Source organism: Alteromonas sp. BZK5 (genome assembly GCF_014349115.1).
Lineage (GTDB): Bacteria > Pseudomonadota > Gammaproteobacteria > Enterobacterales > Alteromonadaceae > Alteromonas > Alteromonas macleodii.
The window spans coordinates 1-18,804 of sequence record NZ_JACSOE010000007.1; the positions used below are offsets into that span (position 1 = coordinate 1).

The following is an 18,804-nucleotide window of genomic DNA, read 5'->3' on the forward strand; positions in this document are numbered from 1 at the left end:
GTCGGGGGGGAGGGTTACGTTGGTAGAGCTTTTCTCGCCGCAGGCAGTAACGAGAATAACACCACCCATCAGGGCAGCAATTTTCGTGAGTTTCATGGTACTCAATCTCCATATTTTACTGGGCGTACTACCGCACTACATGTCCGCTCCAGCTTTATTATGTGGAAAAGGCCGGGTTTCCCCGGCGCAGACAATTAGTAGAACTTAATGTTTACACCCAGCTGATAGCTGCGGCCGTACTCTTCTTTCTGGTACAGAATATTACCGCCGCTTAACGCGTTACCTTGGAAGTAGCGAAGGTCAGACTCCTCGGTAAGGTTGATGGCGTCAAAGTACAATTGTGCGTACTCAGTAATGTCGTACTGAAGTTTAAAGTCTAAGCTTTTAACCGAATCTTGATATTGGTCGCCCCAAATCTTGCAGCCTTTCGGGTCGTTAAGATCGGCAGTAATTGGGCATGAGCCAATTTGTTCAAGAACTTCAGAACGCACGTTACCAATTAAGCGAGCTGAGAACGTTTCGCTCTCCCAACCAAATACAAGATTGAAGGTGGTATCAGCTTGGTCGGGCAGCGCCACTTTGCCTTGACGAATACTGCTATCCAGCGTGGCTTCACTATCTAGGATGGTGGCGTTACTTTGAATGAATAGACCATTTTCAAAGTACTGGTTGTAGCTAAGCTCTAACCCGATAACCGAGGCTTTGTTGCCGTTAACGGTAATGTTTATCTCGTTAAGGTATAAGTCTTGCGGAATAACAAACTCATTCACCTGGTTTACCGGAAGCGTTAGCGGCAGGTCATTAAGCGCCATGCCAATTCCGTTTACATCTACGATAAAGTTGTCGATGTCTTTATAGAAAACTGCCGCTTCCATAAAGAGGTTTTCGCTTGGATACCAGCCAATTGACGCATCGTAGTTAATAGACGTCATTGCAACGAGGTTAGGGTTACCCACATCTAGTGCATTATCAGAACCCAACACATACTGGCTTAACTGTTGAAGCGATGCGCCACCTTGACTGTCATCACAATCGTCAGAACCCGGAGGACAAAGCTCAATATCGCTGTCAAACACAGCAAATGCACGGGCTTGTTTAAACGACGGGCGAGTAAAACTCGTCCATGCTGCGGCACGCACTAGGAAGTTTTCACTCGGCTCCCATTTAATGTGTGCACTAGGGAAAAACTCACTGTATTTAATAGATGCTTCTGGAAGAGGGATAGCAATATCCAATGCACCAGCCCCTGCGCCATTAAACTCAAAGTCATCGTTCTCTAAAGACAAAAAGCCGGTAGAAGAGAACTCGGTTTGTGTCCAGCGAACGCCGGTTGTTAGTGTGGCATCTGCGCCTAATGGCAACTCTGCCATTGCGTATACAGCTTGCGTATCTTCGGTAATGCTGTAGTCGCCCTTAGTGCTTTCGATCGACACTTCGCCATTTGTGGCAGACTCAACCGTTTGACGAGTGGCATCAACAATTTGGTCGACAACTGCGCGGCTTTCAAACGGCAGCTGGAATGCGCTGTTTGAAGGTATTTGGGTATCATAGTCGGCAAGGGTAGAATTCACTGCGGCAATACATGCGTCGTCGCTACAGTCGCCGGCAGAAGGGTCGAAACTCCAGCGGTCCTTGTCACGCACGTGATCGCGCTCACTCACCTGCACACCAAATTTAATGGTGTTTAACCAGTCATTAAAAATGTCGGTTCGCAAGTTAAGGTTCACTGTCTTAATTTCATCAATTCGCGTTCCGCCCTCTAAAAACAGGTTATCGAATTGATAATTTGAAAGGTCAGAACCATCGCCACTACCCGACGTTCCAAAAATACTGTTTTCCGGGTCGTAGGTTAGACCTGCGATTTCGGCAGCTTCCTGTGGGCTTAAAATGCGGGCGTTAATGTTGTCGCGACCGCCTTGACCATAAACAATCAGGTCTCGTTCACGGAATTGAACGCGGCGGTCACCAGTGGAGTCCTCTTCAGAGCGAGATTGAGCGTATTCGTAGTCAAACACGAAGCGTTCAGCAATACGGTTTTCTCCCCCTAAGCTGAACGTTATGGTTTTGTTCTTACTTTCTTGTAGGAAATGCTGGTGGAATACGTCTATATCGCTAAGAATAAACTCTTTCGTAGCGCCGTTTACGTATACAATTTCATCGTTTCCGACAGAGCCAGCATCTTGAAAATCGTAAAATTCTCGTTGTGCGCGATCATCATCTTCAAACTGAGTGAACGTGCCTTTGGCATAATAGTAGGCGTCTGCAGAGGGCTTGTATTCGAGGTTTAGTGCTGCTGCTTGGCGAGTTCTTCCTGCAATTTCGCGACGAACTTCTAACTGAGAAGGTGCAAGAATTTCGTCACCCTGGGCAATTTCTTCTTCTGTTTTACCCAAGTCGGCGGTGTAAAACTTCATTTCGTTGGTGCTGTGGTGGCGCGTTTCGTCTATCTGGGTTTTGCGGTCTTCGTGAGAGATGGCAAAGCCAATACCAAAGGTGTTGTCGAGGAAAAACTGGGTGCCGTCTAAGCTAAATTTCGGAGAGTGCTTTTCGCGCGCTTCTGAATATGCGTCTTGAACACGCATTTTTAATGTGTTTTTGCCGCGATCGAAAGCTGAAATTGCTTTAACGTTGACTGTACCGCCAATGGAATTTAGGTTTTGGTCTGGGGTGAGTGTTTTCAGCACTTCAATGGTACCGAGAAGGTCAGCAGGAAGTGCGTCTAATCCCACTTTCCGTTCTTCGCCTGCACCAGACATTTGTGCGCCGTTCATATTTATGGATACGAAGCCGGGTCCTAAGCCCCGTACGGTGACAAACTTACCTTCGCCTTCAGAGCGCTGTAGCGTAACACCCGGCAGTCGTCGAAGGGACTCCGCCACGTTCTGATCAACAAAATTGCCTAAATCATCGGTAGAAATAACAGAGCTAAAGCCGCTTTTCATGCGTTCTAAGTCACGCGCTTTAAGGTCTGCCTGTTTAACACCCTTTACTTCAACTACTTCAATTTCGCTAGGGGTCTCATTTGTTTCAGTTTGCTCGGTATTTTCCTGAGCGGGTGCTGTTTGCGCCATGCTGGAAAACGCCGTGGACACGGCTAGAGCGAGGGCTGTCCATTGAAACACTTTCATGTTTTGAACTCCTAAATTCCAAAATCGACATAGCTGTAGTATTTGTATTTTGCTATGCCACCGGTGGCAGTATTGATCTTGTCAGATAGGAATGCACTAACATTTAACGTTTATTTCACAAATTATTAATATATGAATATTTAGTGATCACAGTGTTGGGATTCCTGCGAGTACCCGCCATGAGTTTTCTTCATGAAAAGTAAAAGAGGGCGCGGGGTTGGCAGTAAAGTAGCTGCTGTAAATTGACCAGTCAACCACATCTAATTCACTATCAATTATCCCATATTTGCTTGTGTACTGATTGCTTTGTATTTGCTTAAGTATGCGCGAGTCTACAGGGTCTAGATCTTTACCTGTGCGGGTGAGATTAGCACCTACGTCTTGGTTTTCAATCAAGCTTGTCCATGTTTGCTGCGCAGTAAGTTGCGCATCGCCTAATTTATCTATTTCATTCTGATGAAAAGGCGACGTTGAAAGAGAACGAGTGATTACGTCTTTTTCTTTCTTTGAACCGGTTTTGGCGCTCTTAACATCTATGCCTTTACTGTTGTCCTCAGACATGTCGCTATAGCCCTTCATCACGTTTTCAGCAACATAAAGTCGAGTGAGTGATTCCTTATCGTCCCATAATTGGAAAAACCATAGCTTTTTCGTAGCGGGGCCTGGGGCATAAATATTCCCAACCAGATTTGCGGTGCCGTTTTCGCCGCCATAAGCTGAGTTTTTTTGCCAGTTGGCAATAACGTTATTTTTGATATCAACGAATTCTTGCTGCTGTGGGTAAGGCGGGTTCAGTCGCCATCCGTTAATGCGCGGGTTTCTACTGGTATGATTGGCCAATATATTGCGCAAAAAGCTAGCATTACTGCCACCCCAAATGCCGCCATAGCCATGGCTACCTTTGTGATGACCCGCGTTGTTTAAACTCTCTGATAGTATGCTGTATTGCAGTGTAAAGCGTTGGTTATTGTAGAAAGAGCCTACTTCGTCTTTTGACCAACTTAGCGAACAATGATCGATAATGACATCAGTGGTATTTCTAACGGTTACTGCATCGCCTTCTTCACTGTCTTTCCCCGGCCTAAAACGCATGTGACGAATAATAACCTGGTTAGCTTCAACGCTTGTTGATGCGCCAGAAATTACAATTCCGTGGGGAGATGTCTGTCCTGCAATGGTGACGTTGCCATGTTTTATTTCTAACTCCTTTTCTAGCGCGATCACGCCAGACACATTAAAGACAATCAGTCTGGGATAGTCTTGCGCAATAGCCCATCGCAATGTTCCCTCTTGTGGGCTTTTAGCATTATCAGACAAAGAGCTAACAACTAACACTTTTCCTTGGTTTCCACCTTGTGTGTATTTTCCGAACCCCAGCGCACCTTCAAACGCCAATGATTGTGCGTGACAGTTAGACAAGGCGAGAAACGCGACGAAAGCGACAATCAGTTGAATTGGAATATATTTCATTACTGCATGTCCTGCTCGTAAGGGTGGGCACCGGTGGTTGGTTGGCGGGCGATGTCTTTGAGTTTAGCGCTCCATGCTTGGAGTACCTTAACGTCGTGGATCATACCTTCTAACTCTATTGCTAAAATTGATACAAGCTCTCCATCTCGCATGAAGACTGGCACGGCAACAAGCGTTACGTTGCGCGGTGCGAAGTGGCTGACGGCATAGCCTCTGGTACACGTTGTTGCTCGTAATTTCGCGGCTTGTTGTTCATCAAAGTTTGCGGGGTGTGAGCTGTCGTTCATGTTTTGATACTTGGGATGGTAGGCCAACATGACATGACCCGCAGCAGATTCAAATAAGGGCAGTTTTGTCCCTGGCCTTATTGTTGTTATTTGCTTTTCTCTGGCATCTAAAACGTCAATAACAAACGCGCAGTAGTCGCCTAATGTACAGATAATTGCGCTAGCGTTGGTTGTAGCTATAAGTTTCGAAAGCGCAGGTGCAGTGATTCTCTGAACGTATCTGCTGCGCGAGTTAGCGGCGCTAATTTCGTAAATGCGTGTGCCATAGAAGTATTTTGTACCACGCTTTTCAACTACCCGTTCGCTGGTTAATGTTCTAAGTAACCTAAATACTGATGTGCGGGGAAGTTTAAGCGCTGACTCAATTTCAGAGGCGCTTAACCCCGAGCGAGACTCGGCGATGGCTTGACATAGCTGCAGCGCCTGCATAACACTGGGAATAACATACCTTTCCATCTTTTTGCGGTCCCGAAATCAAGATAATACTGCTCGATATTAACACGAATTAAACAAAATGCTACCGGTGGCATTTTAAATTATTGATGATTTTTAAATCAATTACATTGAGAAAAGAGAGAAAACTGTCGTGCAACTCATCGCATCTATAAGAAGGTTAACGCTTTATCAACCGCGTCCGGTAAGCGGTTTAATTTTGTATATTTGAAACAAAAAATTAACATGTGTAGGTGCTGCCGAGGTGCAAGTCGAAGACTCAGCGAGCGAAAAAGTGAATAAATGCGTGACATCTGTACTAAGGGCGACGATAAATCTGTGGAAGCAGAGTCTTACCTTCTGAATGTTAATAAAATAGTCATTTGTGTCTGGTGCTTTAATTACTAGGTCTTTTTAGCCCGTCGATAGGTGGCTTGTACTTGTCCTTATTTGAGATTACTCTGCCACGCCTGCTTTCTCATTCTCATTTGAAGCAGCGTTAAACTTAGAGCATTGTTCTTGTAAGGCATTACATTCTATATGGCACCACGTTCTTTCGTTTTTTTAGACGAACTGAATTCTTCGATTAGACCCGCAATAAACTACACCAGTGGTGTAGGCGCTATGCTGTGGTTGGCTAATCTGGTGTTACTGCTGAACATTGCGCTAGTTATCAGTGGTACCTTGGCTGACTCGGCAGAATTTGTCAGTGCGTTTAATGAAAGTTTGGTTGTAGAGCCTTTTTTCATTGCACTGGCCAATCACACGCTGTCGCAATTTATTGTTCCCACTATTGCATTAGTGTTAGTTGGTCTCTTGGTAAAAGCCACGGCTATAGCAAAGGCGCAAATAACAAAACAGCGCCGACCCATTCCTTTCCTTTGCCCTACATCCCCCCAGCCTTTTGTTCAGACGGTTGGCAGTAGAGCGCCCCCACTTTTTAGTTAAACGTCTCCGATTTAATTATTTAACGCCGAAAGCGTTGCGCAGTAAGTGTGACAAAGCTTTATCGGTGTGTTTTTCGATGCTGTAACGCTGCCATTCTCTATTAAGCGGCCCAGTCATCGCCGTTTAACTTGTGGGTTATAGGAACTTGTTTTGTCTATTCGTAACCTTTTTACTCTAATTGTTGCTGGTGCAGGGCTGACGTTGGCCGGCTGCAGCGGTGGCGTGCTTGACCCTAAAGGGCAAGTGGGTATGGATGAAAAGAATCTGATTATTCTTTGTACCATCCTAATGCTGATTGTTGTTGTTCCCGTTATTTTTCTTACGCTTTACTTTGCGTGGAAGTATCGCGCTAGTCGCGATTTCGAAATTTATACCCCTAAATGGGCACACTCGACCAAAATAGAAGCGGTGGTGTGGTCCATTCCAATTCTCATTGTCGTGTCGTTGAGTGTGATCACCTGGCGCTCTACTCACGCACTCGACCCTTATGCACCGCTAGAAGGTCAAGGAGATCATCTTACTGTTGAAGTAGTCTCGCTTAACTGGAAGTGGCTGTTTATTTACCCTGAACAAGGTATCGCAACGGTCAATGAATTGGTGTTTCCAGCCAATAAACCCGTTGCGTTTAAGATTACTTCTGAAAGCACCATGAATTCGTTTTTTATTCCTCAGCTAGGAAGCCAGATTTATTCCATGGCGGGAATGGAAACCAAGCTTCATCTTATTGCCGACGAGCCAGGTACGTACAAAGGCATTTCTTCAAATTACAGCGGTGCGGGATTCACTGGAATGAAGTTTAACGCTATTGCCACACCTACCGAAGATGACTTCGAGGCGTGGGTTGCCAGCGTTAAGCAGTCGCAAACATCGTTAACGTCAGGTGTCTACGAGCAGCTTGCTGAGCCAAGCGAAAACAATCCGGTGACCTATTTCAGCAAAGTCGATGACGGTTTATTTCATAACATTGTTATGAAATACATGAAAGATCACGGCTCTATGGATTTCTACAACAAGCCGGAAAATGCCGCCATGGGCGAACATCACGCCATGCCTGAAATGCAACACAGCCATCACCAAGAGGATGCACAATAACCATGTCTTTATTAGGTAAATTATCTATTGAGGCCGTGCCCTATCACGAGCCGATTATTATGGTGACACTTGCTGTTGTGGCAGTGGTGGGTGTGGTCATAGCCATGCTTATCACCAAGTACAAACAGTGGGGAACCCTATGGTTTGATTGGATAACGTCTGTCGACCACAAACGTCTTGGTATTATGTACATTGTGTTGGCTATGATCATGCTGCTGCGTGGCTTCGCCGACGCCATTATGATGCGTACTCAGCTTGCAATGGCAACCAATGGTGCGCCCGGGTATCTACCGCCAGAGCACTACGACCAAATCTTCACAGCCCATGGCGTTATCATGATTATCTTCATGGCGATGCCGTTTATGATTGGGTTGATGAATATCATTTTGCCACTACAAATTGGTGCTCGCGATGTGGCGTTTCCATTTTTAAATAACTTAAGTTTTTGGCTGACCGCAGGTGGCGCAATTCTAGTAAATGTGTCTTTGGGGTTAGGTGAATTCGCAAAAACAGGGTGGGTTGCTTATCCGCCGCTAGCCGGGTTGGAGTTTAGTCCCGGGGTTGGCGTCGACTATTATATATGGGCCCTGCAGATATCCGGGCTCGGTACACTGCTAACCGCCGTAAACTTCTTAGTTACCGTGTTTAAAATGCGTGCGCCCGGCATGAAGTTAATGCAAATGCCTATTTTCACATGGACCTGTACGTGGGCAAACATTCTGATTGCTGCTTCGTTCCCAATTCTGACGGCTGTGTTAGCCATGCTGACGCTAGACCGTTATATGGATTTCCACTTCTTCACGAATGAAGCTGGTGGTAACTCTATGATGTATATCAACCTGTTCTGGGCGTGGGGACACCCTGAGGTTTATATTCTTGTACTGCCTGCATTCGGTATTTTTTCAGAAGTTATATCTACGTTTACCGCTAAGCGCCTGTTTGGCTACAAGTCGATGGTGTATGCGTCGGGTGCCATTGCCATTCTTGGTTTTATTGTCTGGCTGCACCACTTCTTTACCATGGGGTCGAGCGCCAATGTGAATGCCTTCTTCGGCATTATGACCATGGTTATTGCCGTACCCACGGGCGTGAAACTGTTTAACTGGCTATTCACCATGTATCGCGGTCGCTTAATATTGAGTGTGCCTGTACTGTGGACGTTAGGCTTTATGGTGACCTTCACCATTGGCGGCATGACAGGGGTGTTACTTGCTATTCCAGGTGCTGACTACGTACTTCATAATAGCTTGTTTCTCATTGCGCACTTTCACAACACCATTATTGGTGGTGCGGTATTTGGCTATCTGGCTGGCTTTGCTTTTTGGTTCCCGAAAGCCATGGGCTTTAAGCTTGACGAAAAAACCGGAAAAGCAGCCTTTTGGTGCTGGCAAATTGGTTTCCTTTTGGCGTTCATGCCCCTATATGTGCTTGGCTTTTTGGGTATGACACGCCGCTTAAATCACACCGACAATCCTGACTGGAATATCTGGTTATACATTGCTGCATTTGGTGCGTTTGTTATAGCAATTGGTATTTTCTTCCAGCTACTTCAGCTGTTTGTAAGCTTCAAAAACAAAGAGAAGCTTAACGATACAACGGGCGATCCGTGGAATGGTCACACGCTAGAGTGGTCAACGGCGTCACCGCCTCAATTTTACAATTTTGCCAAGATTCCTCACATCAAAGACATTGATGCATGGACGGATATGAAGGAGCGCGGCGATTCGTATCAACGCCCTGAAAAATACACACCTATTCATATGCCAAAAAATACTTCAGCCGGAGTTTTCATGAGCATGAGCTTTACCCTGATGGGCTTTGCGCTTATCTGGCATATTTGGTGGCTTGCTGTTGTCGGTTTAGTGGCAGGAATAGGAGTATTTATTAAGCGTTGCTATACCTCGGATGTTGATTACTACGTGCAGGTAGATGAGGTTGAACGAGTTGAAGCTACGCACTTAAGTGCCAATACAGTGGGAGGTCGCTCATGAGTACTATTGCAACATCAAGCGCCGCATCAATGCCGCATGAACACGCACACGAAGAACATCATGAAAACAACACCGTGTTTGGTTTCTGGTTGTACTTAATGACCGACTGTTTGTTGTTTGCTTCTTTCTTTGCCACCTATGCCGTGCTGTTTATGAATACGGCGGGCGGTGTGTCTGGCAAAGATATTTTCGAGCTCAACTTTGTTGCAGTTGAAACAGCCGCTCTGCTTTTAAGCAGCATTACCTTTGGCTTTGCCATGATATGTGCTCACCGACAAAACAATTCAGGCGCCCTTGCTTGGCTGGCGGTGACATGGGCACTGGGTGCGTGTTTTATTGGTATGGAAGTGTACGAATTCCACCACCTTATTGAGCATGGCAACGGGCCGCAGCAAAGTGCGTTTCTAACGGCGTTTTTCTCGTTAGTGGGACTGCACGGACTGCACGTTACAGCGGGCCTTATTTGGATGACAATCATGTTTATTGAAGTAACCCGCCGAGGTTTAGGTGAGCAAACTGTTACTCGACTTAGTTGCTTAAGTCTGTTTTGGCACTTCCTCGATATCGTATGGATATGTGTATTTACCGTAGTGTATTTAATGGGGGCAATGTAATGGCGTTACACGATGCAAAATTAGCTTCAAATACGGACGGTCACGCTTCATCGACCCACAATAGTGATGACGCACATGGCGATGTGAAGTCTTATATTATTGGCTTCATTCTATCTGTGGTACTTACCGCTATTCCGTTCACCCTAGTGATGAATGGCGACCTATCTAAAGTTACTACGATTTGGAGCGTGGTAACTTTGGGCTTGGTTCAAATTTGGGTGCACCTTAAATACTTTTTGCACCTTAACTTTGTTACTGAAGAAGGCAGAGCCAATACGTTTTCATTCTTATTCAGTGCGCTTATTATTTTCATGGTGGTTGGGTTATCCGTTTGGATCATCTACGAATCAAACGCCATGATGATGTATTAGCAAATCTCTGTATATGCGTGGTCTAGCCTGACGATCATGTCAGGCTTTTCAATGTGATTAATTCATCGCGGTAAGTACGTTAAGCCCTCATGTTTCGCCCTTCTATTGGTGCAACCTTTTTTGGGGGCAACATTGGGGCTTCTCAGTACACCTTGATACGTGTCTAAATGGGCGCGTTCTAAATTTGGATTTTACCCATGACCTCTACTTATAAACGTTACCTCTCAGTTACCAAGCCCGGCATTATTATGGGCAATGCTATTTCGGTAACGGGCGGTTTCTTGCTCGCGTCCCGTGGCGATATAGATTATTGGCTATTGCTCGCAACGCTCATCGGTTTATCGCTGGTGGTGGCTTCAGGTTGTGTCATTAATAACTGCATTGACCGAGATATCGACGGCAAAATGCAGCGCACGGCTAGCCGGGTTACGGTAACAGGCGAGTTGCCATTACTTACTGCGATGTTGCATGGTGCTGTGCTAGGCATTTCGGGGTTCGGCTTGTTAGCAGCTTACACCAACCTTACCTCGGTATTTTTTGCCGCTTTTGGCTACGTCATTTATGTGGGTGTTTACAGCCTGTATATGAAGCGAAATTCGGTGTATGGCACCTTCGTTGGCAGTCTGTCGGGGGCCGTTCCGCCCGTAGTCGGTTATTGCGCCGCGAGCGGTCAGTTTGATATGGCTGCGGCTATTTTGCTAAGTATGTTCAGCATTTGGCAAATGCCCCATTCTTATGCCATCGCTATCTTCAGATATAACGACTATAAGGCGGCTGGCATTCCGGTATTGCCTGTATCGCAAGGTATTGCGAAAGCAAAACGCCATATTGTTCTTCATATTGCGTTATTTGCTTTAGTAGTAATGCTGCTTCCACTCAGCGGTTATACGGGTATTGGCTTTTTGACAGTTGCTTTCGCAACAAGCCTTTGGTGGCTGTTGATGGCGCTGCGCGGATACAGACCCGACATCAACGTAGAAGGCTGGGCAAAACGTGTTTTTGGTTTCTCCATTGTGAATATAACGCTGTTATCCGTCGCTATGTCACTGGACTATCATACGTCAGTAACGAGTCTGTTTGCGCTCTCGTTCTAATTGACGTGTTTCGACTCACTCGGCGAGGTTGGCTTGGGAGCTTCCAATGCAGTGTGCGTATAGCAACGCATTCACTTTGGGCAATCAGGCCTGACCGAGTGCTTTTTTCCCTCTGTACAAGCGAATAATAGTGAAACTATTAACTGCCAGTCGCGTAGCTTCAAGCAGGGTGCCGCCAATAGAACCGACAATAATATTGTTGGTTAGCCAACATATAGCGCCGCACAAAAACGCTAAACGCATGCGTATTCCCGACAAACAAAATAAGGCATAAGTGCCTATGCACGTGCCCAAAATAGGGAATAAATCGTACCAAACCTCGGCCAAATAGAGCCCGGCTGCTAGCGATATTAATATAAATAGATAGGCGACACTGCGGGAGCGGGTTTTAATTGAAATGCCTGTTCTTACCACTGAAAGCAAGGCACTTAAGCATGCGGTTACGGCACCAAGTAGCGCAAAATGCAGGGCGTGATTTAAATTCATCACCACCATCATTATTCGCAGGTGCTGATCATCACGCTGATAAAAGCACAAAATGCCAAGCGCAAAACTCAGCAATCCTATCGCTTGGGCCAAGTCGAATTCTGGTAACAAAAGGGAAGGCTCGTCAAAGATTGATAAAGGTTAACGATACGCAGTTTTTAAACAGCAGAGTAGCCTTTACATCGCTTTTTTAGCCCAACACATCACATTGACTAATGGCAGGCGGGTTGTTCACTAGGGTATACTTAGCGTGCACGATATTATTCTTAAACCCCGAGACAAATTAGGTCCTTTCCATGGCAACGGCATCCGCACTTCACATTTTGGTTAAAACAGAGAAAGAAGCGCTTTCTATTTTAGAGCAGCTTAAAAAGGGTAAGGATTTTGCGACGTTAGCAAAGCGTCATTCTAAATGTCCGTCGGGCAAGCGTGGCGGCGATCTTGGTGAATTCCGTAGAGGCCAAATGGTAAAAGCCTTCGACGATGTGGTATTTAAAAAAGACGTGCTAAAAGTACACGGGCCGGTGAAGACCCGTTTCGGCTACCACCTTATTAAAACGCTTTATCGTAGTAATTAAAACCAGAGCCTTTTAAAACCAAAGCCGCTAAAGGCCGAAGTAAGCCCGATCCATTCAACAAGCGTTTAAAGTATGTCCTAGCTAATTACCTTGTTAATTGCCCGGCTCCCACTTTTCACCGCATACTGAATTTTTGGTAAATATGGCGTACGGGCTGTTGGTGTCGTGCAGTGAATTGCGTAGCGCTGCGCCGTGATCTACCGTAATAAAAGCTGTGTCAGAGGCCTTACCTTGTTCATCCAGCATAAAGTAGTCGCTGGAGTAGCTTGTTAGCATCATGCGATTGTCGTAACCCATATCGCTTAAGCGAACCCGGGTAATGGCTTTAAATTTAGCGTCGGGGTTAGAAAGGCCTACGATTTTCTTAAAAAAGTAGCCTTTATCAGACTGCAGCTGGGAAAAACCATTTAACGTGTTTATCAGGGTTTTTAAATCTATTGCTTCGCGCTGCAGCATGAAGTCGTGCTGAATGGCATTGCCATCTTTTCTAAGGCTGTCTTTCGACGGTGCTTTACCAGCAGTATAGGCCTGCTCTGCTTCCATTGAAGAAAGGTGCGCTTGCCCTTCCTCTGTATAGTGAATCAGTGCGCTCGTATTCATGTTTACGTAGTAGTCGCTGATCCCCGCAGGTACCACTTCAAATAGCATAACATCTGGGGTTACGGCGCCTCGCTCTTCGGGCGTTTGAGGGCCTTTAGCCACGCACTTGTCAGAAATGAAATAGTAATATTGGCCAGCTTCAATGGCGAAAGCTGTATTAGATAGCACCGCGCAGGTGGCCAGAAATAGTAGCCTGGAAGTGAAATGTTTAATTGCCGTTACAGCACTGCCTATTTGCATATCAAAGACGCCTTATTGTTTGATGCATTTATCTATCATACCAATGCATGCCGACTGGTATAAGGCGTCATTGTAAGGGGGAGTGGGTAAAAGCGCGAGTTAAGCTTTAGAACGCGCTTTACTCTTAGTTTGTAGCTCAATAAAGCTAAGTAAGAACTTATGAGCAAACCCACCGTTAACGGGGGCGAAGAACAATAGTGTCGCTAGAGTAGTCTGTAGATATCTGTAAATTGTCGGCAAGGGCGGCAATAAGCGCGTCTACATCATTGGTGTTGAATAGCCCTGCTACTTGCATGTTAGCAAGCGCAGCATCACCTAAAACGACCGTTTTATCCGTATATCGGCTTACTTCTTCAATCACGTCAATTAATGGCTCGCCGCGAAATACAATCTTGCCCTCACGCCAGCTTAAATCATTCGCGATATCTTCATCTGACACGGTCTCAACGGTGCTGTTAGGCAAAGATAAAAGCGATTTTTCACCTTGAACTAACGTCAGTGGCTGAGCCTGCGGTTTAATAATTGGATCAATAATGCTTTCGCCATTCGCTTTGTTAAGTGTATAGCTGGCGACTTCTACCACGCCTTCGGTAACTACCAGTTCAAGGTCGCCGCGGTGATATTGCACATTAAATGCAGTACCAACCGCCTGTATAGCTTTACCTGCTGCAAGTACATTGAGCGGGCGGGATTTGTCTTTTGCCACTTCGATATGAAGCTCACCTTTGACAAGCTGAATAACCCGTGAGGTTTCAGTAAAGGCAATGTTCACTTGAGAGTTGGTATTAAGCCATAGTGTACTGCCGTCTTCTAAGCTAATACTTTTGTGCTCGCCCGCTTTGGTCGTGGCTTGTAACGAGTAGTTTGCTACTTGTAAAGCCGGTTCGGTTTGATTAGACGACGAGAATAAATTTAGACCCTGATAACTTAACAATCCAACCATTAAGAACGAGGCTGCAATGGCCAGCGGGCGCTTCCAAGCCACGGTGCTGTTTGTTTTGTATTTGGCGTTAGGCTCAGGTGTATGAGGGACGATATCAGCCAATTCGCTAAGCACAGACATTTTGTCCCATAACGCTACCATCTCTAGGAAAGTGTCTCGATGCAATGGCGTTGCAAGCCATTTTTTTAGCGCTTGCATTTCTTCGGCATCAAGCCCCTCGTCGAGTTTCACAAGCCATTCGCTGGCGGTATCAAGCACTCGATCATCGCTATTAAATTGAACAACGTTGCTTTGGGTGTCTGATTTGTCGGTTTTAGTTTCGTTTTTAGAACTATTCATGGGCGTCTCTCTTTACATCCGCCGAGCTGTGTTGCCCACCATTTTGATAAGCGTTCGGCCGTGTATACGACGTTGTTTGTCGTCGCATAAATAAGGTGCATCTTTTAATCCCTTCAGCAATATGCTTTTCCACGGTTTTTTCGCTTATCTCTAATTCCTGGGCAATCTCTTTAAGAGAGTAGTCATACACTTTCTTCAACACAAATGCGCGCCTGCATTGTTTGGGTAGGGCGCGCACTGCATCACAAAACAACTTAAACTCTTGCTGGGTAGCGTTGTTGTGAAATGTTTCATCTTCAACACCGCTAATTGCGCTTTCCAGTGCTGCCGCAACCTCTACGCTGTCGTCTACCATGCGTGTTTCTGCACGCTTCAAGTGATCGTAGGCCAAGTTTTTTGCGGTTTTAAACAAAAACGACTTGGGCTCTTTAATATGCTCGGTAGATTTCGCCTGACACAAGCGAACATACGTATCCTGCAGTATGTCATCCACTTCTTTAGGCGGCACAAGGCGCGACAGCATTTTGGCCATCGAGCCGCGCGCCGACATATAGGCATTATGTATGGCTGTTTCTATGGGCATATTGTTATTTTTTATCGTTGTTACTTACTAAGACGACAGCCACGCTATTTTCCCCCAGTATTTTCAACATTATCGCTCAAAAATTAAATTTGTTAATGGGTTGTATATAATGCGACGCTAGTTTAAAACAACACCAACAATAACGTGTAGGGTGACGCATACGCATCACACACTCTAATAATCAATAATAACAATAGCGTAAAACCAAATATGCCTGTGGCAAGTGAACCATTCGACACAATAATCATGCTGCCTTTTAAGCCTAAAGCTTTAACGGTTGCACTGTGCATGATGTCGTTCGGCGCAAGTCACACTGTTATTGCGCAGTCAGTGCTGCCCCACCAACAAGCAGAAGTGATTACACAGAATACATCGCCGGTCTCCGCAATAGATTTCGCTATTCCTGCACAAAGTGCAGACGAGGCAATCATCGCATTTGCCAATCAAGCCGAGCTGACCGTAGTCTTTCCCTTCAATAAAGTCAGGCATATTTTTGCAAATGAAGTAAGTGGTAACTATACCCCGCAAGTAGCAATAGAAAAGCTTTTGGCTGGTACAGGCCTGAGTGCTGATATTGTCGATAACACCCGAATAAAGATAGTGCCTGCTAGCGATAGTGATGAAAACAATCACTTGCTTGGTCGTCTTTTTAACGCCATTACCGCACAAGACGATAGCTTGGTGACCGTACCGGATGAGCAAGGTAGTTACGACATTGAATACATTGAAGTAAGGGGCTTGCGAGCGCGTGTTGCTCAATCGGTGGGGATTAAACGCAACGCGAACGTCATCATTGATACTATTCAGTCGGTGGATATGGGCAAGTTTCCCGATCAAAACCTCGCAGAAGCGCTGCAGCGTGTCTCTGGCGTATCTATCGACCGCGCAGAAGGGGAAGGCCAACTTGTTACCGTGAGGGGTTTTGGGCCGGAATTTAATCGGGTGTTATTAAACGGCAGGCCCATGGCAACCGATAAGCTCGGGCGCGAATTCAGCTTTGATACACTGGCCTCTGAGATTGTCAGCAGTGTTACCGTGCACAAACAAAGCCAGGCGACCATGCAGTCAGGTGGCATCGGCGCTACGATTGATGTTCACACCGCTAAACCTCTTTCGTTCAAGGGAATGCGGGCGGCTGGCAGCATCAAAATGCAGTACGATACTAACTCGCAACAATATGCGCCTTCTACCTCTGCTATGTTCAGCAACACTTATTTGAATAACTCGTTTGGCATTCTAGCCTCTTTTACTCAACACAAGCGTCAAGCGCGACTAGAAGAAGCGCAAATTGATGGTTGGTTGGTAAATACTAACGTACCTGAAAGTGAGCTTTCTGATGACGTTTCTACGCTATATGTACCCAGGAATTACGATCAAAGAGTACGCTTTGACGATAGAACCCGTACGGGGTCTGCGCTCGTTTTACAATATCGACCTAACAACAAGCTCGAGCTTACGGCCGATTATCTGGGGTCAACATTTGATGTTGAAACCTCGGCAACCTCAATGGGACATTGGTTTACATCGAGCAACCTTGAAGATGTTACGGTGGATGAAAACGGCACGGCGGTGGCCTTTTCACAAAATAGCGGGCATGCCACCGACTTTCACGCGCGCACATTTAACCGTTCATCGACTTTGAGGAGCTTCGGTTTTGCAGCGAACTACATCGCAAGCGATAGCGTAATTGTTGATGCTGATCTGTCTTACTCAATGGCCAATGTCGATGACAACAATGGAGAGGGTAATTCTCTCTCGCTTATCGGTTATCTAAATCGCTCTTCATTCGATCATCGTCAGTCGAATATATTGCCCGCAATATCGGGCTTTGAACAAGCCAACCCCCGTCAGGTAAATGCCTTGGGGGAGCCGGTTGGCGTGTCCCATTACTTAGATCCAGCCAACGGCCGTTCCCACGTGATGTTGCGCAGAGGGTGGAGTATTGATGACGATATAGGGCAAGCAAAAATCAATGTAAGTGTGCTTGGGGATGAAAACTGGTTTAGCAAAATTGACGTTGGTGGAGCATTAACTCAGCGCGAAAAAGCCAACGAAAGAAGAGACAACGAAGCAGACGCAAGACACTGCAGTTTTTGCGGCTATTTTGATGCACCAGATATTCCCGATAGCTTCCAAACCATATTTGACGCAGGCGACGATTTTCTAGGCTCAATTAGTGGGCATGAGAACATACCTCATCAGTGGCTGCGCCACGATGGTGATACATTATTCCGTTACTTGGAAAACGCTGGGGATGTCAGTCTAGCCGCTGAAACACGGGGAAGTTCTTTCGCTGTTAAAGAAACAGTGTATGCGGGATATATTCAAACCGCTGTTGAAAAGGATTACGCGCCTTGGTTTATCGATGTGCATGCAGGGCTACGTGCTGAGTACACTGACGTAAAGGTAAGCGGTGTCGATGAACAGTTATCGGCATTAGTTATTTTAGACCAAACTGAGCTGGGGCAAGAGTTTGGTGCCTCGGTAAATATTGATAAATCGTCAAGCTACACCAATCTCTTACCTAGCGTGAGTGTTAAAGCCAGCTGGTTAGATAGTTGGGTATTTCGCGCAGCTTATAATCACAGTATCACCCGCCCAACCTTAGAACAAATGGCGCCGGGCGTAACTTACACCACCACGCGACAAGGTGGTGATCTGCGGGCACGTATCGGAAACGCACAGCTATTACCCTTTGAGGCAAAAAACATTGATTTGGCCATAGAGCATTACTACCAGGAAAATAGCTATATATCGGCAGGTTACTTTAGAAAAACGGTAGATAATTTCATTGTTAATGAAAGCAGTACACAAACCTTTAATAACGTGACTGACCCTAGCACCGGCTCAAATCCAAACGCGGTTGATGATGCTGATGCATTAGCGCAGTTTTCCGTAATATCTCCTAGCAACGGTGAGTCTGCAACGGTTGAAGGGGTAGAGGTAGCAGTACAGCATTTGTTTGGCGAGTCAGGGTGGGGAATTCAGGCCAATGCGAGCTTTGTAGACAGCAACGCTGAATTAGACACCGCCAATATCCGTTCAACCTTCGCACTTACAGGGTTGTCGGGTGCCAAAAACATGGTGCTGTTTTATGAAAAAAATGCGCTGCAATGGCGGGTGGCCTGGAACCAGCGAGAAGGGTTCTTGCAATCGCTGAACCAAACCCAAAGCACCGAGCCTACTTTTGTTAGCCCCTACAAGCAGTGGGATATGAGCCTTTCATACCAATTTAGCCCGAGGGTTTCTGTATTTTTTGAAGGTATCAATATTACTAACGAAACCGTGCATAAGCGCGGCCGATTCAGCAATCATCTCTTGCTTGTGCAAGACGCGGGGGCGCGCTACGCCTTAGGTGTAAACATCACGTATTAGTATTCGGTCACACGCAATGTGCAAGCGCCTAGCATTTATGTTCCTTGTGTATTCTTCTCCAGTGTTTCTATTTCTTTCCACAGTTTTTCTGATTGGGCGGTAAGCAATGAATAAGTCTTTATGTCACCGTTTCTTTGCGCGTGCATGGCTTTTTCAAGAAGGGCGTCATACTGCTTCCGCATCTTTTTGGTTGGATTGCTTTTAAAAAGTCCAAACATAGTGAAAGTCCTAAA

Annotated in this window: 16 protein-coding genes; 8 read left to right on the forward strand and 8 right to left on the reverse strand. The window is 45.9% G+C overall.

Annotated features, from left to right (window positions below):
• Nucleotides 1-194: 194 nt before the first annotated feature.
• The 3 genes from BIZ39_RS03405 to BIZ39_RS03415 all read right to left on the reverse strand — a co-directional run bounded on the left by BIZ39_RS03405 (nucleotide 195) and on the right by BIZ39_RS03415 (nucleotide 5,341).
• Complete coding sequence (locus BIZ39_RS03405; RefSeq protein WP_187446347.1) at nucleotides 195-3,128, reverse strand: TonB-dependent receptor; 2,934 nt, start codon at nucleotides 3,126-3,128, stop codon at nucleotides 195-197.
• A 147-nt stretch (nucleotides 3,129-3,275) separates the two neighbouring features.
• Nucleotides 3,276-4,598: a polysaccharide lyase family 1 protein gene (locus BIZ39_RS03410; RefSeq protein ID WP_187446348.1), complete on the reverse strand. Its 1,323-nt coding sequence runs from the start codon at nucleotides 4,596-4,598 to the stop codon at nucleotides 3,276-3,278.
• On the reverse strand, nucleotides 4,598-5,341 hold the full coding sequence (locus BIZ39_RS03415) for an IclR family transcriptional regulator (protein WP_230598821.1): 744 nt from the start codon (nucleotides 5,339-5,341) through the stop codon (nucleotides 4,598-4,600). Before BIZ39_RS03415 ends, BIZ39_RS03410 begins: the two co-directional genes overlap by 1 nt.
• Nucleotides 5,342-5,857: 516 nt before the next feature.
• Here BIZ39_RS03415 and BIZ39_RS03420 point away from each other — a divergent pair.
• The 6 genes from BIZ39_RS03420 to cyoE all read left to right on the forward strand — a co-directional run bounded on the left by BIZ39_RS03420 (nucleotide 5,858) and on the right by cyoE (nucleotide 11,427).
• Entirely contained in the window at nucleotides 5,858-6,265 is a 408-nt protein-coding gene (locus tag BIZ39_RS03420) for a hypothetical protein (RefSeq protein WP_187446349.1), read from the forward strand.
• A gap of 150 nt (nucleotides 6,266-6,415) precedes the next feature.
• A complete protein-coding gene (cyoA, locus tag BIZ39_RS03425; RefSeq protein ID WP_187446350.1) occupies nucleotides 6,416-7,357 on the forward strand; it encodes a ubiquinol oxidase subunit II in 942 nt (313 codons plus the stop codon).
• A 2-nt stretch (nucleotides 7,358-7,359) separates the two neighbouring features.
• The gene (gene cyoB, locus BIZ39_RS03430; RefSeq protein ID WP_069945177.1) at nucleotides 7,360-9,348 is read left to right on the forward strand and encodes a cytochrome o ubiquinol oxidase subunit I; all 1,989 of its coding nucleotides are present in this window, start codon (nucleotides 7,360-7,362) and stop codon (nucleotides 9,346-9,348) included.
• Nucleotides 9,345-9,962 (forward strand): cytochrome o ubiquinol oxidase subunit III, encoded by a 618-nt coding sequence (cyoC, locus tag BIZ39_RS03435; protein WP_187446351.1) that lies wholly within the window; start codon nucleotides 9,345-9,347, stop codon nucleotides 9,960-9,962. Before cyoB ends, cyoC begins: the two co-directional genes overlap by 4 nt.
• Nucleotides 9,962-10,333, forward strand: a complete 372-nt coding sequence (cyoD, locus tag BIZ39_RS03440) for a cytochrome o ubiquinol oxidase subunit IV (protein WP_012520077.1) — start codon at nucleotides 9,962-9,964, stop codon at nucleotides 10,331-10,333. The genes cyoC and cyoD overlap by 1 nt, the downstream gene beginning before the upstream one ends.
• 197 nt (nucleotides 10,334-10,530) lie before the next feature.
• Nucleotides 10,531-11,427 carry a heme o synthase gene (gene cyoE / locus BIZ39_RS03445; RefSeq protein WP_187446352.1) on the forward strand — a complete coding sequence of 299 codons (897 nt, stop codon included), beginning with the start codon at nucleotides 10,531-10,533 and terminating at the stop codon, nucleotides 11,425-11,427.
• An 84-nt stretch (nucleotides 11,428-11,511) separates the two neighbouring features.
• Here cyoE and BIZ39_RS03450 read toward each other — a convergent pair whose 3' ends face one another.
• Nucleotides 11,512-12,024 carry a YgjV family protein gene (locus tag BIZ39_RS03450; RefSeq protein WP_187446353.1) on the reverse strand — a complete coding sequence of 171 codons (513 nt, stop codon included), beginning with the start codon at nucleotides 12,022-12,024 and terminating at the stop codon, nucleotides 11,512-11,514.
• Between the two features lie 185 nt (nucleotides 12,025-12,209).
• Here BIZ39_RS03450 and ppiC point away from each other — a divergent pair, with 185 nt between their 5' ends.
• Nucleotides 12,210-12,491: a peptidylprolyl isomerase PpiC gene (gene ppiC, locus BIZ39_RS03455; RefSeq protein WP_012520075.1), complete on the forward strand. Its 282-nt coding sequence runs from the start codon at nucleotides 12,210-12,212 to the stop codon at nucleotides 12,489-12,491.
• Nucleotides 12,492-12,584: 93 nt separating this feature from the next.
• On the opposite strand, the gene BIZ39_RS03460 is transcribed toward ppiC, so the two are convergent.
• From BIZ39_RS03460 to BIZ39_RS03470, 3 genes are all read right to left on the reverse strand, one after another.
• Entirely contained in the window at nucleotides 12,585-13,331 is a 747-nt protein-coding gene (locus tag BIZ39_RS03460; protein ID WP_187446354.1) for a hypothetical protein, read from the reverse strand.
• Nucleotides 13,332-13,506: 175 nt separating this feature from the next.
• Nucleotides 13,507-14,613 carry a FecR family protein gene (locus BIZ39_RS03465; protein WP_187446355.1) on the reverse strand — a complete coding sequence of 369 codons (1,107 nt, stop codon included), beginning with the start codon at nucleotides 14,611-14,613 and terminating at the stop codon, nucleotides 13,507-13,509.
• The gene (locus BIZ39_RS03470) at nucleotides 14,606-15,196 is read right to left on the reverse strand and encodes a sigma-70 family RNA polymerase sigma factor (RefSeq protein ID WP_168533109.1); all 591 of its coding nucleotides are present in this window, start codon (nucleotides 15,194-15,196) and stop codon (nucleotides 14,606-14,608) included. Before BIZ39_RS03470 ends, BIZ39_RS03465 begins: the two co-directional genes overlap by 8 nt.
• A 210-nt stretch (nucleotides 15,197-15,406) precedes the next feature.
• On the opposite strand from BIZ39_RS03470, the gene BIZ39_RS03475 reads away from it, so the two are divergent.
• Nucleotides 15,407-18,571 (forward strand): TonB-dependent receptor, encoded by a 3,165-nt coding sequence (locus BIZ39_RS03475; protein ID WP_262385690.1) that lies wholly within the window; start codon nucleotides 15,407-15,409, stop codon nucleotides 18,569-18,571.
• Nucleotides 18,572-18,606: 35 nt separating this feature from the next.
• On the opposite strand, the gene BIZ39_RS03480 is transcribed toward BIZ39_RS03475, so the two are convergent.
• Nucleotides 18,607-18,789: a DUF6435 family protein gene (locus BIZ39_RS03480; RefSeq protein WP_039229326.1), complete on the reverse strand. Its 183-nt coding sequence runs from the start codon at nucleotides 18,787-18,789 to the stop codon at nucleotides 18,607-18,609.
• Nucleotides 18,790-18,804 lie beyond the last annotated feature (15 nt).

Excerpts from the sequence above, each read along its gene's own strand:
- BIZ39_RS03405 (WP_187446347.1), bottom strand. The coding sequence starts at position 3,128 with ATGAAAGTGTTTCAATGGACAGCCCTCGCTCTAGCCGTGTCCACGGCG.
- BIZ39_RS03410 (WP_187446348.1), bottom strand. The coding sequence starts at position 4,598 with ATGAAATATATTCCAATTCAACTGATTGTCGCTTTCGTCGCGTTTCTC.
- BIZ39_RS03415 (WP_230598821.1), bottom strand. The coding sequence starts at position 5,341 with ATGGAAAGGTATGTTATTCCCAGTGTTATGCAGGCGCTGCAGCTATGT.
- BIZ39_RS03420 (WP_187446349.1), top strand. The coding sequence starts at position 5,858 with ATGGCACCACGTTCTTTCGTTTTTTTAGACGAACTGAATTCTTCGATT.
- cyoB (WP_069945177.1), top strand. The coding sequence starts at position 7,360 with ATGTCTTTATTAGGTAAATTATCTATTGAGGCCGTGCCCTATCACGAG.
- cyoC (WP_187446351.1), top strand. The coding sequence starts at position 9,345 with ATGAGTACTATTGCAACATCAAGCGCCGCATCAATGCCGCATGAACAC.
- cyoD (WP_012520077.1), top strand. The coding sequence starts at position 9,962 with ATGGCGTTACACGATGCAAAATTAGCTTCAAATACGGACGGTCACGCT.
- cyoE (WP_187446352.1), top strand. The coding sequence starts at position 10,531 with ATGACCTCTACTTATAAACGTTACCTCTCAGTTACCAAGCCCGGCATT.
- ppiC (WP_012520075.1), top strand. The coding sequence starts at position 12,210 with ATGGCAACGGCATCCGCACTTCACATTTTGGTTAAAACAGAGAAAGAA.
- BIZ39_RS03460 (WP_187446354.1), bottom strand. The coding sequence starts at position 13,331 with ATGCAAATAGGCAGTGCTGTAACGGCAATTAAACATTTCACTTCCAGG.
- BIZ39_RS03465 (WP_187446355.1), bottom strand. The coding sequence starts at position 14,613 with ATGAATAGTTCTAAAAACGAAACTAAAACCGACAAATCAGACACCCAA.
- BIZ39_RS03470 (WP_168533109.1), bottom strand. The coding sequence starts at position 15,196 with ATGCCCATAGAAACAGCCATACATAATGCCTATATGTCGGCGCGCGGC.
- BIZ39_RS03475 (WP_262385690.1), top strand. The coding sequence starts at position 15,407 with ATGCCTGTGGCAAGTGAACCATTCGACACAATAATCATGCTGCCTTTT.
- BIZ39_RS03480 (WP_039229326.1), bottom strand. The coding sequence starts at position 18,789 with ATGTTTGGACTTTTTAAAAGCAATCCAACCAAAAAGATGCGGAAGCAG.